Below are 14286 nucleotides of genomic sequence, written 5' to 3' on the forward strand. Positions count from 1 at the left end.
CTAGCGCGACCCTCTGCGCGCGGCCAGGCGGTCGAGCATGGCCTTGACCGCTTCCATTTGCGTGCCGCTCTGGCGGTAAAAGTCCGGCTCGAGCGGGTTGATGCTGGTGTAGCCCCAGAAGTCCCAGCAGCCTTTCGGGTTGTAGGGGTAGATCGGGCTCGGTTCCACCTGCGGGTACAGCACGATAATCTTGTTGGTATCGGCGACCTGGTTGTAGCCGGTGCGCGTATAAAACTGGTCGCCGATCGCCTGCGTGGTTTGCAGGCAGCCGTGGAACACCACATGCACGCGGCAGCTTTCGCTGTTGCAGGCGGCGGGAATATAGGCGTAGCCGGTATTGCCCATGCTGGAATACGAACTCTTGATAAAGCCGCGCTGGTTGAAAGCGATCAGCTTGCCCTTCAAGGTGGTCGATGACGGCTGCAGGTCCTGGTACAGATGCTGCAAGATGTCGCGCGCCTGGATAAAACCGCAGTTGTTGATGAACGGCGGCTGGGTGCTGGCGCAGGCCGCGTCCTGCAGGCTGTCGGTGATGATGGCGTGGCCGGCGGCCACCGTGTCGGCAAAGCGGATTTGTGCGGCCGGGGTGCCGGCCAACTGGTAGAACCTGGCCACCTGCTCCACCACCGGCCGCGTCACGGTCTGGTCCCTGGTGCCGCTGAACAGGTAGATGCGCTGGCGCTGCAAATTGCCGGTGTCGTCGATCAGCCGGTCGCGCGCAAAGTCCTGCGCCGCGCGCAGCAGGCCGGCCGCGTCGGGCGGTGATACTTGCGCGTCGCCCGGGTTCATGCAGGTGGTCAGGGCATTGTTCAGGTAGGCGATATATGGAAAACGGCCCGGCTGGCTGGCGCAGTAATACGGCCCGCCGGCGATGATGCCGGCGCCGCTGACGGTGGCCGAATAGGCGACGGCGAACTGCGCCGCCATATAGCCGCCCGACGACAGGCCGGACACCGTGGTCTGGCGCAAGTCCACCTGCAGCGCGGGCAGGGCGGCGGCCTCGCTTTTCGGGACCGTCGGCTTGACGGGGCTGGTAATCGCGTAGGCTTGCGGCGCCAGCAGCACGCTGGCGGCAAGCAGGGCATGGATGGCTGGACGGTTCATGGCATTTCCTGGCAATGGGGTAGGCCGAGCATAGGCAAAAATAATGTGCGGTGGGCAAGCACTGTCCTGGGCTTGATATCGCTCAATCGCCGCAGTGGTATCGGTGCCGCACACGCGCGCGCAAGGATTGGCATAGAATGCTTTTTTATCCTTTCATCATGGTGCCCGCATGTCCAAGACTATTGCCCAGCTGTTCGCGTTGACCGCCCTGTGTGCGGGCCTGCCCGCTGTTGCCGCCCAGCCGGTCGTCGCTGCCGCTGCCGCCCCGGCCGCCGCCGCGCCAGTTGCCTGCCCGGCCATTCTCAAGCAGACCTTCAACCGCCTGCAGGATGAAGCGCCGCAGAACCTGTGCCAGTACGCGGGCAAGGTCGTGTTGGTCGTCAATACCGCCAGCTATTGCGGCTTTACCAAGCAGTACGAAGGCCTCGAAGCGCTGTATGCCAAGTACGGCAGCAAGGGCCTGGTGGTGCTGGGCTTCCCGTCGAACGACTTCGGCAACCAGGAACCGGGCAACAGCAAGGATATCGCCGACCTGTGCTACAACACCTATGGCGTGAAATTCCCCATGTTCGCCAAGTCGGTGGTGTCCGGCTCCACGCCGAACCCCTTCTATGCGGACCTGATCAAGCAGACCGGCAAGACGCCGGCCTGGAACTTCCATAAATACCTGATCGACCGCAACGGCAAGGTGCTGGAAAGCTTCCCCAGCAAGGTCACGCCGGAAGACAAGAAACTGGTGGGCGCCGTCGAAAAGGCGCTGGCGATGTAAGAACAAACCGGCCCGGGCGCCGGTTTTTTTGTAACGCCGGGCTTGTCAATCTGGCATCGCTGTCCTAAGCTGGCTGCTGGAGTCTCTACAACAGCTGACAAGGAGATCATCATGGCGTATGTCGATGGATTCGTGGTGCCGGTGCCCAAGGACCGGCTGGAAGATTACCTGGCCATGTCGCGTGCCTGCGGCGCCATCTGGCGCGACCTGGGCGCGCTCGAGTTTCGCGAATGCGTGGCCGACGATGTCAAGCCGGGCAAGTGGACCTCGTTCCCGCAGGCGGTCGACCTGCAGGACGGCGAAGTGGTGATCTTTTCCTGGATCGTCTACGAATCGCGCGCCAGGCGTGACGAGATCAATGACAAGGTGATGAAAGATCCGCGCATGAAGGAATACATGGATCCGGAAAAATTGCCGTTTGACGGCAAGCGCATGGTCTACGGCGGTTACGAAATGAAAATCGATCTCTAAACGAGTTGTGCTGGCATCGCCCCGCGCAGCGCATTGCACACCACAATCTGCTGTGCGCTGGTCAGCATGGCGCGCGTGATCACGCTTTCCCGGGCATCCCAGGCCGGGTCGGCCAGCATGGCCGCGCGCTGCACGCCGGGCAGCAAGCCGCAAGATAGCGGCGGCGTATGCCAGCGCCCGTCCAGCTGGACGAACACATTGCTGCGCCCACCCTCGGTCAGTTCATCGCGCTCGTTAAAGAACAGCATGTCGAAGCAGCCCTGCGCCTCGGCGGCACGCCAGGCGGCGTCGTAGCGGGCGCGCACGCTGCTTTTATGGCGCAGGAACAGGTCGCCACTGTCCGTTGCATCGGACGCCAGCATCACCGTGACGGTGGCGGGCAGGGGCGCCAGCGCGCCGCTCTGCACGCTGAACCCGCCATCGTATGCCAGGGCCAGGCGCAGGCGGAAGGGCGTATCGTCCGGCCGCTCCGCGCAAGCGGCCTGCAGCGCGGCGATCGCCAGGCTTTCATCCCATGCAAAGCCGAAGTAGCGGGCCGATGCGCTCAAGCGCGCCAGGTGGCGCGCCTGCTGGCGGCAGCCGTCCGCGCGGCTGGCATGCAGGGTCTCGAACAGTTCGAAGTCGTTGCTCAAACCTGTCAGGAAACGCGCCTTGAGCCGGCATTCGGCAAATTCCTCGTCCGCCACGCTGTCGTAAACGATGCCGGCGCCCACGCCCAGTTCACCGCGGCGGGTGCCGCTGGCGGCATCAACAGGCTGCAGGGCCAGCGTGCGGATCGGCACCGACATGCAGAAGTCGCCCACCGCGTGCGCTGAATCTGGCGCGGGCGGATCGAACCAGCCGATCGCCCCGGTATAAATGCCGCGCGGGTCCGGTTCCAGTTCGGCGATGATTTCCATGGTGCGCCGCTTGGGTGCGCCCGTGATCGAGCCGCACGGATACAGCGCCTGGAAGATATCGGCCAGGCTGGCGTCCTGGCGCAGCCTGGCCTGCACGGTGGAGGTCATCTGCAGCACGCTGCTGTAGCGTTTGACGTCGAACAGGGCCGGCACCTGCACCGTGCCGGTGTCGGCGATGCGGCCGATATCGTTGCGCAGCAGGTCGACGATCATCAGGTTTTCGGCGCGGTTTTTCGGATCCTGCGCCAGTGCCAGCGCGCGGCGCGTGTTTTCCTCTTCCTGATCCGCCGGTGCCGCAGGCGCCGTGCCTTTCATCGGCCGCGCCGTCAATTCACCGTGCGCATGGCGCACGAACAGTTCGGGCGACAGCGACAGCAGGGCGCCGCCATCGGGCAGCATGACCAGCGCGCCATACGGCACCGGCTGGCGCGCGCGCAGCCGCGCATACAGGGCGGCGGGCGCGCCAAACGCGTCGAAGCGCAGCCGATATGTGTAATTGACCTGGTAGGTGTCGCCGGCGGCGATATAGTCGTGGATGCGGGCCAAGGCCTGCGTGAACTGCCGCTGGTCGATATTGGCATTGACCCCGGCGATACCGGCCGGTGTCTCGCCAGCCGGCGCCTGGGCTGCCAGCCAATGCGCCACGTCATCCTGCGACAAATGCGCGCAGTGCTTGAACAGCAGCACCTGTGCCAGCGGTGGCGCGTCGCCATCAGCCGCGCGCGGCGGCGTCGCCAGCAGATGCGCGCCCAGTTCGTAGCTGCATACCGTGACGGCATGCAGGCCGCGTTGTAAGGCCGCTTCCAGGCCGTCCAGCAGTGCCGGCCACTGCTCGATGGCATCGCAGCGCAGCACGCCCGCCACGCCCGTGTACAGCCGCGAGCCGGCGCCCGGGCTGGCGGCGTCGTCAAGCAGGGCGTAGCAGTCGGCACTCATGGCAACAGCGGCGATGGAATCAGCCCAGCAGCATGGCGATTTGCAGCGCCGCTTCCTGGGACGGATTGATCTTGAAGCCGCTCTTGGCGTAGCGGTGCCAGCGGCCGATGACGAAGCTGACCAGCAGGGTGGCGCGCGCCGACACTTCGCTTTCCTTGCCATGGCCTTCGGCGGCCGCCACGCGCAAGGCCTGCTTGAGCGACAGTTCGACGCGGTCGTAGAACTGGTTCATGCGCACTTGCAGACGCTCGTCTTCATTGACCAGCGCGTCGCCGATCAGCACGCGCGTCATGCCCGGATTGCTGATGGCGAAATTGAGCAGCATGCCGACGATGTCGCGCGTCTGCGACAGGCCGTCGCTGTGCTTTTCCGTGATCTGGTTGATCAGGCCGAAGACGCTCGACTCGATGAATTCGATCAGCCCTTCGAACATCTGCGCCTTGCTGGCGAAATGGCGGTACAGCGCCGCTTCGGAGACGGCCAGCCTGGCGGCCAGTGCGGCCGTGGTGATCTTTTCGCCTTTCGGCTGCTCCAGCATTGCGGCGAGGGCCTGAAGAATTTGTAGCCTGCGTTGGCCCGGCGGTGTGCTTGCCATGTTTTCTCTTATAGTTAAAAAAAATGCTGCCTTGAGGGGAGTTCGAAACCGCCGCTAGCGGCCCGCGATCCGGGATCAACCGGACGGCGGAGAAGGTCCCCTTCAGCGCAGGCGATGAAGGCGGCGTGCCAAATGCCGGACAGATTTTACTTTGACATCGACGTAAGCGGGGCGATTTAACGCTTTGGGCAGCCGCGCCATGCCGATGGGATCGGCCATTTTCAGGTATTGCGTGACCCACGCCGTGCGCAAACCGATCTTTTTGGCGCCCTTCAGATTGGCCAGCGTATCTTCAACCAAAATACAACGGCTGGCCTGGATATGGTGCTTGCGCAGCAACTTGCGCAGCATCAGGGTCGACGGTTTCGGACGCAGCTGGCGGTGCACATGCATCGCTTCGATCGCCACATGATGGGTAAAATGCCGGCGCAGCCGCAAATGGCGCATCACGTCGCTCGAATAGCGCAGCGGCGCATTCGTCAGCAAAATTTTACGGCCAGGCAGGCGCCGCAGCAAGGCACCCAGGCCCCGCTCGGCGCGTATCATCGACGGCAAATCCGTAAAGGCATGCGTCTCGCTGAGAAAATGCGCGGCCGGCACCTGGTGGTGCTTGACCATGCCCAGCAAGGTGGCGCCATAGCGGCGCCAGTAGGCCGCGCGCGCCGCGTTGACGATGGCGTCGTCGGCCGGCGTCACGCCATCGCCGAGCACGCGCGCAATATAGGTGTTCATATTGGCCGTGATGAGCGGGAAGATGGCGTGCGAGGCGTTGTGCAGGGTGTTGTCGAGGTCGAACAGCCAGACGGGCGAGGAGCGATTAAGATGGAGCACGGGCACGAGAGTCTCTAGCAATCAAAATGAACGACGAAAATTTAACGATCAGGAAAACCATGCGACGCCAGATTATAGTGATGTTCTGCGGATTATTCTTGCTGCCCCTTCCGGCGGCCTTTGCCGAAGCGCCGCCTGCGGCCGTCAACCGGGGCGCGCTGTTCAAGGTGCAGGACGCCAGCCACACCCTGTATTTGTTCGGGACCATCCACGTCGGCGCGCCCGATTTTTATCCGCTGGAGCCCACCGTCACGCGCGCCCTGCACGAGGCCGGCGCGCTGGCGCTGGAGATCGATCCCACCGCCGACCCGCGCCTGGCCGCCAGCGCCGTGCTGAAATACGGCATGGATGCGCCGGGCGGCAAGGCACCTGCCGACTGCCGCCAGGCGCTGGCGCCGCGCGTGGCCCCGCTGTTGCAGAAATACGGGATTCCCGCCGAGGCGGCGGCGCCGATGAAACCGTGGATGCTGGCCAGTGTCTTGGCCATCAGCGAATTTTCCACCCTCGGCTACCGCGCCGACCTGGCCGTCGACAGCTATCTGTCGCAGCAGGCCAAGCAGCGCCGCATTCCGGTGCTGGAACTCGAATCGATGGAAAGCCAACTGGCGCTGTTCGGCGGCATGACCCCGGACGAGCAATGCCGCTTCCTGGAAGACAGCGTCGCCTCGATCGAAGACAAGGATCAAAAAGAAGAAGCGCGCGAAATCGCCCAGGCCTGGCGCACGGCCGATGCCGCCGCCTTCGAGCGCCTGGCCACCAAAGCCGCCACCGACCCCTCCTTCGCCGCCCGATTCGTGCAAAAAGTGTTGCTCGATGGCCGCAACCCCGCCCTCGCCGACGGCATCGCCAACCTGCTCAAGCAAGAAAAATCCAGCCTCGCCGCCATCGGCGTGCTGCACCTGGTCGGCCAGCAAAGCGTCCCCGACCTCTTGCGCAAGAAGGGCCTGAAGGTAGAACGGATTTATTGAACAACAAAGAAATAAGCTGAAGGCAGCCCAGCCGCGCAACACAGGCGGCCAAGTAGATGGAAAAACGTTCAGGACAAGGCGTCGAGCCGAAGACAGTACGCATGTACGGCGAGGCGAGGCAACGCAGTCATGGACGTTTTTTCAGCTACGGGGTATAAATAGTTGGTGCCCTTGACGTGGATCGAACACGTGGCCTCTCCCTTACCAAGGGAGTGCTCTACCACTGAGCTACAAGGGCAAATTGAAAGCGGCGCCAGGTGAGTGCGCCGCCGTGCTGCTCGCGATGTGCTGCGAATTTTTTAGTGCGAACGGATCATAGTACCAAAAGCCTGCTCGGTCAACACTTCCAGCAACAAAGAGTGTTCGATGCGGCCATCAATGATGTGCACGGTGTTCACGCCGGACTTGGCGGCGTCCAGCGCGGACGAGATTTTTGGCAGCATGCCGCCTGAAATCGTGCCGTCGGCGAACATCTCGTCGATCTCGCGCGCCGACAGATCGGTCACCAGGTTGCCCTGCTTGTCCTGCACGCCGGCGATATTGGTCATCATGATCAGCTTTTCCGCTTTCAGGATTTCCGCGATCTTGCCGGCCACCACATCGGCGTTGATGTTGTAGGCCTGGCCGTCCTGGCCGAAACCGATCGGCGAAATGATGGGAATGAAGGCGTCGTCCTGCAGCGCCTTGACGACGGCCGGATTGATGGCGTCGATCTCGCCGACAAAACCGATGTCGAGGAATTCACCCGGCTTTTCGCGGTCCGGCATCTGCATGCGGCGCGCGCGGATCAAGCCGCCGTCCTTGCCGGTCAGGCCGACAGCCTGGCCGCCGTAGTGGTTGATCAGCATGACGATGTCCTGCTGCACTTCGCCGCCCAGCACCCACTCCACCACTTCCATGGTTTCTTCGTCGGTGATGCGCATGCCTTGCACGAAGGTGCCTTGCTTGCCGATTTTTTTCAGCGCGTTGTCGATCTGCGGTCCGCCGCCGTGGACCACGACGGGGTTCATGCCGACCAGCTTGAGCAGGATCACGTCGCGCGCGAAGCCGTGCTTGAGGCGCTCGTCGGTCATGGCATTGCCGCCGTATTTGATGACGATGGTCTTGCCGTGGAAGTTACGGATATAGGGCAGGGCCTCGGCCAGAATCTGCGCCTTGATTTGCGGCGATACGGCCGTCAAGTCGTCATTCATGTCCAGGTTCAATTTAGCGAGTTGATTCATGGCGAGTCCGGAAAATAGATAGGTGGGATTTTACAGGGAAGACGAAAATCTTGGAGGCATTATAGGACGATCCTGTTGTATTTTCCCTGGCGATCCTATAGTCTGGCCCGATATGCACGTCAACCAGCCTTTTTACCGCCAGTTACACCTGCTTCGCGCCCGACAGGCGTGTGTCACACAGTTGTCAATTCATTAGTACTCATGAGCCTCTGCACGCTTTGCGGCGCCCCCTTCAGCTGCGGCCAGGTTGACCCAGCGGCCAGCGGACCATGCTGGTGCGCGGCCCTGCCAGCGGCCGTGCCGCTGCCTGGCAACAGCGCCACCGGCTGCTGGTGCCCGGCCTGCCTGCGCGCGCATATCGCCGGCCTGCCGCTGTCCTCATCGACGTCCGCGCCATCGAAATAAGCGCGGCCACTGGCGGTTTCCTTTGCATTTGATCTTGCTACGGCCGGGGCAATCCCGTCAGACTGTGCTTTTGAGAGTTACCGTAAGGAAATAGTCATGCGTTTCAAGGATATCCGCATCGGCGTGCGCATCAATGCGGGCTACGCCATTCTGATCGTGCTGATGCTGGTGGTGATCGTGCTGTCGGGCAGCCGCATCTACGCCATCCGCGCCGAGACCGACGATATCCTGCAGCGCGACTGGGTCGCCTCCAAGGCGACCAGCAAGATCCATGCGATGGCGCGCGAGGCGGCCACGCGCATCGTCAGCCTGCCGATCCTGCAAAGCGAGGTGCTGCGGCAGGAAAACCAGGCCCGCCTGGAAGCGATCAAGGAGGGCATCGATGGCCAGATGCGCATCCTCGAAAGCCTCGATGCGCGTGCCGAAGAGCGGCACCTGCTGCAGCAGATCCGCCGCGCGCGCGCCGATTATTTTGTCGCGCTGCGCCGGATCTTCGCGCAAGTGGAGGATGGCGAGCATGCGGGCGCCGAAAACACCTTGCAGACGAGCGCCCTGCCGATGCTGGAGCAAGTGCTGCTGTACGTGGGCCAGCTCGACGGCTTGCAGCAGCAGCAGATCAGCGACAGCGCGGCGCGCATCCGCAGCGACATCGACACATCCTTGCTGCTGATGGGCGGCATCGGCCTGGCCGCGCTGCTGGTGGGGCTGGCGTTTGCCTGGTCGGCCCGTTCGATCACGCGCCCGCTGGGCCAGGCGGTGGCGATCGCCACGCGCGTGGCCAATGGCGACCTCAGTTCCGTGATCGACGTCGATTCGCGCGACGAGACGGGCGAATTGATGCAGGCGCTGAAAAACATGAGCATCAGCCTGGCGCTGGAACAGGACCTGCGCCATGCGGTGGAGGTGGCCGAAGACGCGACCAAGATGAAGTCCGATTTCCTCGCCAATATGTCGCATGAAATCCGCACGCCGATGAACGGCATTATCGGCATGACCCACCTGGCCCTGCAGACGGAGCTGACGCCGACCCAGCGCAACTACCTCGACAAGGTCGAATCGGCGTCGAAGAATCTGTTGGCCATCATCGACGACATCCTCGATTTTTCCAAGATCGAGGCCGGCAAGATGACGTTTGAAAAAGTCGATTTTTTCCTCGAAGACGTGCTGGCGCAGATCGCCGACCTGTCCGTGATGCGGGCCCAGGACAAGGGCCTGGAGCTGCTGTTCGACGTAGCCGCCGACGTGCCCAATGCGCTGCAGGGCGACCCGCTGCGCCTGGGACAGGTGCTGATCAACCTCACCAACAACGCCATCAAGTTTACCGACAAGGGCGAGATCGTCGTCACCATCCGCCTGCAGACATTGGAGGACCATGCGGCCGTGCTGCGCGTCGACGTGCGCGACACCGGCATTGGCCTCACGCCGCCCCAGCGCAGCAAGTTGTTCCAGGCGTTTACCCAGGCCGATACCTCGACCACGCGCCACCACGGCGGCACGGGCCTGGGGCTGACCATCAGCAAGCGCCTGGTGGAGATGATGGAAGGCGAGATAGGTCTCGACAGTGTCGCGGGCGTGGGCAGCACCTTCTTCTTTACGGCGCGCTTCGGCCTGGCCGCCGTGCGCCGCGATCAGCTGCCGCACTTGCAGCCACTGCCGCAATTTGCGGGCTTGCGCGTACTGGTGGTCGACGACAACGCCAGCGCGCGCGAGATCTTTGTCAGCATGCTGGCCAGCCTCGGTTTCGACGCGCGTGCGGTGCCCGGCGGCGCGCTGGCGATCGCCTCGGTGGCGCAGGCGCGTGGCGAAGGCCGCCCGTTCGGCCTGGTGCTGATGGACTGGAAAATGCCGGGCATGAACGGCCTTGACGCCCTGGCCGCGATCCGTACCGAGTCGCCCGGCATCGACGCGACGCCGGCCTGCATCATGGTCACCGCGTATCACCGCGAAGCGCTGCTGGAAGCGGCGCGCCAGCGCGAGCTGCCGCTCGACGGCGTGTTGAACAAGCCGGTCAGCGCATCGAGCCTGCTTGACCAGATATCCTTTGTGTTTGGCGGCGTCACCGGACAAAGCCGCAAGACGCAGCGCCAGAGCAGCTACAAGGAAGACGAACGGGCCTTGCGCGGCGCCTGGCTGCTGCTGGTGGAGGACAACGAGGTGAACCAGGAAGTGGCGCAGCAGATATTGAGCGACGCCGGCATCCGCGTCGACATCGCCGGCAATGGCGCCATCGCGCTGGCGAAAATCGCCGAGAACCACTACGACGGCGTGCTGATGGATTGCCAGATGCCGGTGATGGACGGCTACCAGGCCACGCGCAAGCTGCGCCAGGACGCCCGCTATTCCAGCTTGCCGGTGATCGCCATGACGGCCAACGCCATGGTCGGCGACAAGGAAAAATGCCTGGACGCTGGCATGAATGATTTTATCGCCAAGCCGATCGACGTGGCGCAGCTGTTCGGTACCCTGGCGCGCTGGGTGGCGCCTAGCGTGCCGCAGGCCGTGGCCGTCACGGTGGCGCAACCGGAAGCGGCTTTGCCGGTGGTGCCGGGCCTGATGATGGCCGAAGCGCTGCGCCGTGTGGGCGGCAATGCCGGTTTGATGCGAAAATTGCTGGACCGTTTCGTGGAAACCCAGTTCGACGCCATGCTGCGCATCGCCACCGCGATCGAGAACAACCAGCTGGAAACGGCGATCCGCGAGGCCCATACCCTGAAGGGCTTGGCCGGCAATATCGGCGCCGGCGGCCTGGCCGACAGCGCGGCGCGGGTCGAGCATCTGCTCAGCCTCGGTTCGCACGATGGCTTGCCGCAGGCCCTGGAGGCGTGCACCCTGGCGCTCGATGAACTGGTGCCGAAGATCGCGCAGGCGATGCAGGGCAGGAGCACACCAAGGCAAGGTCCGGCGGTGGCGGCGGTGGACCGCGCGCAGCTGGAAGCGCGCTTGCGCGAGCTGTCGCAGCTGCTGTTGCAGGATGATGCGCAGGCGGTCAAGCATCTCGACGGCATTGCCTCCATGCTGGTGGCGGCCGGCCAGGCCGAACATGCGCGCCAGTTGAAACGCATGCTGGGACAATACGATTTTGAAGGTGCGCTGGCGCAGCTGGGCGAAACGGCCGCCGCGCTTGACATGACGCTACCTTCACTGCAGACAGGACAATCATGAAGGCATTGAACAGCAAGCCGACCATCCTGGTGGTCGACGATACCCCCGACAATATCGACCTGCTGCGCGCGGTGCTCGAGGACGATTACCGCACCAAGATCGCCGTCAACGGCGAGCGCGCCCTGAAGATCGCCGCCGGTGGCGACCAGCCCGATCTGATCCTGCTCGATATCATGATGCCCGGCATGAGCGGCTACGACGTGTGCCGCGCGCTGAAAGCCGATCCGGCCACCGTCAACATTCCCGTCATCTTCGTCACCGCCATGAGCGAGGTGGCCGACGAGCAGCTGGGACTGGCGCTGGGCGCTGTCGATTACATCACCAAGCCGATTTCGGCGCCGCTGGTGCTGGCGCGCATCAAGACCCAGCTGGGCATGAAGCGCATGCAGGATTTTTTGCGCGACCAGAACCATTACCTGGAAAGCGAAGTGGAGCGCCGGGTGCAGGAAGTGGCCGCACTGCAGGACGTCACCATCCACGCCATGGCCTCATTGGCCGAAACGCGCGACAGCGAAACGGGCAACCATATCCGCCGCACCTCGCACTACCTGAAGGCGCTGGCCGAGCAGGTGCGCCACTTGCCGCGCTTCCGCGACTTCTTGACCGACAAGACCATCGAACTGCTGTTCAAGACGGCGCCCCTGCATGACATCGGCAAGGTCGGCATCCCCGACCATATCCTGCTGAAACCCGGGCGCTTCGAGCCGCATGAAATGGCCATCATGAAGACCCATACCACGCTGGGCCGCGACGCCATCCTGGCGGCCGAGCGCGAGCTGGGCATCGAGGTCGATTTCTTGAAATATGCGAAAGAGATCGCCTACAGCCACCATGAAAAATGGGACGGCACCGGTTATCCGCAAGGGCTGGCCGGCGAACAGATCCCCATCTCGGCGCGCCTGATGGCGCTGGCCGACGTCTACGACGCCCTGATCAGCTGCCGCATCTACAAGGACGGCATGCGCCACGAAGACGCCGTGAAGATCATCGCGGAAGGGCGCGGCACGCATTTCGACGCCGACATCGTCGACGCCTTCCTGCGCATCCAGCACCAGTTCCAGGCCATTTCCAGCCGCTACGCCGACGGCGTGCGCGAGGTGGCGGACAAGCGGCGCCAGGTGGCGGCGTTCAGCCCAGTGTCGTAAAGAAGCGCATCATTTCGCGGCTGGCGTCCGGCCCCTTGCCGTCGGTATAGCTGCCGCTGTCGCTGCCGCCAGACCAGGCGTGGCCGGCGCCGTGGATGACCCAGTATTCGCCGAGCGGCGAGCCGTCCGCCTGGCTGTGCGTGGTGCGCGTGTAGCGGTGGCCATTCGGCACGCTGCCGTCGATGGAATCGGCGCGCGCATCCTGGCCCCGCACCGCCTGCGCAATCACTTCTTCGCCATTGCGCAGGTTGACGGTGGTGTCGCGGTCGCCGTGGAAAACGATGATGGGCACGCCGCCTTCCGGCGCCTGGCGTCTGGACATGGCGCCGCCCTTCATCGCCGACAGCGCCGACGGCAAGTCCTGCGCCGAGGCAAAGGGCAGGCCCGAATGGACGCCGACGCCGGCAAACAGTTCCGGATACAGGGTGCCTACGATGACGGCCATGGCGCCGCCCGCCGACAGGCCGGCGACAAACACTTCGCGTTCATTGACGGGATACTCGTCGATGATCTGCTGGGTGATACCGGCGATCAGCGACGGTTCGCCCTGGCCGCGCTGCTGGTCGATCGCATTGAACCAGTTCCAGCAGCGCGAGCTGTTGGCGCCCTGGGCTTGCGCCGGATAGACGACAAAGCACTGTTTTTCCTCGGCCACCGCATTCATCTGCGTGCCGGCCGCGAAGTCGTCCGGGTTCTGCGTACAGCCGTGCAGCATCACGATCAGCGGCATGGCCTGGCCATGGTAGCCGCTCGGAATATACAGTTTATAGGAGCGCGTGCCCGCATGGTTGGCATAGCTGCCGTCGATGAACTGCGCACCTTCGGGCAGCGGCGCGCGGGTTGCGGCAGCGCCGCCAAAGCCGGGAATGCCGGACGGCTGGAAATTCGGCAGCTCGAAGCTGGGCATGTCGAAGCTGTGCTGGCCCAGGCCGGCCGGCACGCCCAGGCGCGCCATGAAGTCCTGGGCGAATTCCTGCGCCACCTGCGCGGGGGTAGGCGGCAGCGGGGCAGTCTGGGTTTGCGCCTGGCTCGCTTCGGGCTCGGGCCGGGCTGTTTTGGCCTGGCTGTTGGCCGGCGGCGGATTGATGTCCTGCATCGGTCGCGGTTGCGGCGTGCCGGCCGTGTGCGGCGCCGGCGTTGCTGCACCGGCGGCCGGCATCAGGCCGGCCGCCGACAGCGCTTTCTGGATCGTTTCGGTGGCGGTGTGCGGGCCGTTTTTCAACAGCTTGCTGGTCGCGGCGCGCATTTGCGCCATCATGTCGTGCGGAAGTTTCATGGCAGTCCTTAACTGTTGCATGGTTTGCGCAACGGGTCCGGCAGCTCGCCGCGACCGTCGCGCTAGTGAATTCGCCCTGCGAGCGCCGTCTTGACGACGGTGCTGGCGTGCAGGGCACCTAATACAAAAATCGATTCGATGGTGGCCAATGCCAGTTCCACCGACACGTCGCTGGCAATGCTGGCCAGCCCCAGTACCTGTATCTGCAGGCGCTGGCCGGCCGCCTGGATCGCCTCGAGGTCGGCGCGTGAATAATGCTGCATGCCCAACACCAGGCTGCGCCGCGCCACCGTCTGCTTCACCACGTCGGCATGCGTGCCCAGCTGGTTGCGTATCGCCGTACGGATCAGATCCGTGCGGTTGGAATAAAATCCCTCCTGCACCAGCAGATCAATCTGGCCCAGGTCGATCAGGCCCAGGTTGATGGTAATTTTTTCTGATTCCCCAATTTTGGGCTTGCTTTCTTGCGTGGCCATAGCGCTCCATAAACTCCATGTGGCAT

At 63.7% G+C, this 14286-nt stretch carries 13 protein-coding genes and 1 tRNA gene; 6 read left to right on the plus strand and 8 right to left on the minus strand.

Annotation, left to right across the window (positions count from 1 at the left end):
• Positions 1–1104: a poly(3-hydroxybutyrate) depolymerase gene (locus Q8L25_RS01775; RefSeq protein WP_308923284.1), complete on the minus strand. Its 1104-nt coding sequence runs from the start codon at positions 1102–1104 to the stop codon at positions 1–3.
• A 169-nt stretch (positions 1105–1273) separates the two neighbouring features.
• On the opposite strand from Q8L25_RS01775, the gene Q8L25_RS01780 reads away from it, so the two are divergent.
• Both Q8L25_RS01780 and Q8L25_RS01785 read left to right on the plus strand, forming a co-directional pair.
• Complete coding sequence (locus Q8L25_RS01780; protein ID WP_308923285.1) at positions 1274–1873, plus strand: glutathione peroxidase; 600 nt, start codon at positions 1274–1276, stop codon at positions 1871–1873.
• Positions 1874–1984: 111 nt separating this feature from the next.
• Entirely contained in the window at positions 1985–2344 is a 360-nt protein-coding gene (locus Q8L25_RS01785) for a DUF1428 domain-containing protein (RefSeq protein WP_308923286.1), read from the plus strand.
• Here the strand turns inward: Q8L25_RS01785 and pabB are convergent.
• The 3 genes from pabB to Q8L25_RS01800 form a co-directional block, all read right to left on the minus strand.
• Complete coding sequence (gene pabB, locus Q8L25_RS01790) at positions 2341–4179, minus strand: aminodeoxychorismate synthase component I (protein WP_308923287.1); 1839 nt, start codon at positions 4177–4179, stop codon at positions 2341–2343. The genes Q8L25_RS01785 and pabB overlap by 4 nt on opposite strands.
• A 19-nt stretch (positions 4180–4198) precedes the next feature.
• Complete coding sequence (gene slmA / locus Q8L25_RS01795) at positions 4199–4774, minus strand: nucleoid occlusion factor SlmA (RefSeq protein WP_308923288.1); 576 nt, start codon at positions 4772–4774, stop codon at positions 4199–4201.
• A 102-nt stretch (positions 4775–4876) separates the two neighbouring features.
• Entirely contained in the window at positions 4877–5611 is a 735-nt protein-coding gene (locus Q8L25_RS01800) for an HAD-IA family hydrolase (protein WP_308923289.1), read from the minus strand.
• Between the two features lie 92 nt (positions 5612–5703).
• Between Q8L25_RS01800 and Q8L25_RS01805 the strand changes: the two genes are divergently transcribed.
• Entirely contained in the window at positions 5704–6573 is an 870-nt protein-coding gene (locus Q8L25_RS01805) for a TraB/GumN family protein (RefSeq protein WP_308923290.1), read from the plus strand.
• Between the two features lie 163 nt (positions 6574–6736).
• On the opposite strand, the gene Q8L25_RS01810 is transcribed toward Q8L25_RS01805, so the two are convergent.
• A tRNA-Thr gene (locus Q8L25_RS01810) sits at positions 6737–6811 on the minus strand.
• A gap of 61 nt (positions 6812–6872) precedes the next feature.
• On the minus strand, positions 6873–7766 hold the full coding sequence (argB, locus tag Q8L25_RS01815; protein ID WP_065307827.1) for an acetylglutamate kinase: 894 nt from the start codon (positions 7764–7766) through the stop codon (positions 6873–6875).
• A 231-nt stretch (positions 7767–7997) separates the two neighbouring features.
• Between argB and Q8L25_RS01820 the strand changes: the two genes are divergently transcribed.
• The 3 genes from Q8L25_RS01820 to Q8L25_RS01830 all read left to right on the plus strand — a co-directional run bounded on the left by Q8L25_RS01820 (position 7998) and on the right by Q8L25_RS01830 (position 12508).
• Positions 7998–8201 carry a cysteine-rich CWC family protein gene (locus tag Q8L25_RS01820; protein ID WP_308923291.1) on the plus strand — a complete coding sequence of 68 codons (204 nt, stop codon included), beginning with the start codon at positions 7998–8000 and terminating at the stop codon, positions 8199–8201.
• Positions 8202–8297: 96 nt separating this feature from the next.
• A complete protein-coding gene (locus Q8L25_RS01825) occupies positions 8298–11363 on the plus strand; it encodes a response regulator (RefSeq protein ID WP_308923292.1) in 3066 nt (1021 codons plus the stop codon).
• Positions 11360–12508 carry a two-component system response regulator gene (locus Q8L25_RS01830; RefSeq protein ID WP_308923293.1) on the plus strand — a complete coding sequence of 383 codons (1149 nt, stop codon included), beginning with the start codon at positions 11360–11362 and terminating at the stop codon, positions 12506–12508. Before Q8L25_RS01825 ends, Q8L25_RS01830 begins: the two co-directional genes overlap by 4 nt.
• Here Q8L25_RS01830 and Q8L25_RS01835 read toward each other — a convergent pair.
• Together Q8L25_RS01835 and Q8L25_RS01840 are read right to left on the minus strand one after the other, a co-directional pair.
• A complete protein-coding gene (locus Q8L25_RS01835) occupies positions 12492–13784 on the minus strand; it encodes a PHB depolymerase family esterase (protein WP_308923294.1) in 1293 nt (430 codons plus the stop codon). The genes Q8L25_RS01830 and Q8L25_RS01835 overlap by 17 nt on opposite strands.
• A 62-nt stretch (positions 13785–13846) precedes the next feature.
• Entirely contained in the window at positions 13847–14260 is a 414-nt protein-coding gene (locus tag Q8L25_RS01840; protein ID WP_308923295.1) for a CopG family transcriptional regulator, read from the minus strand.
• Positions 14261–14286 lie beyond the last annotated feature (26 nt).

The sequence above is a fragment of the Janthinobacterium sp. J1-1 genome, assembly GCF_030944405.1.
Classification (GTDB): domain Bacteria; phylum Pseudomonadota; class Gammaproteobacteria; order Burkholderiales; family Burkholderiaceae_D; genus Janthinobacterium.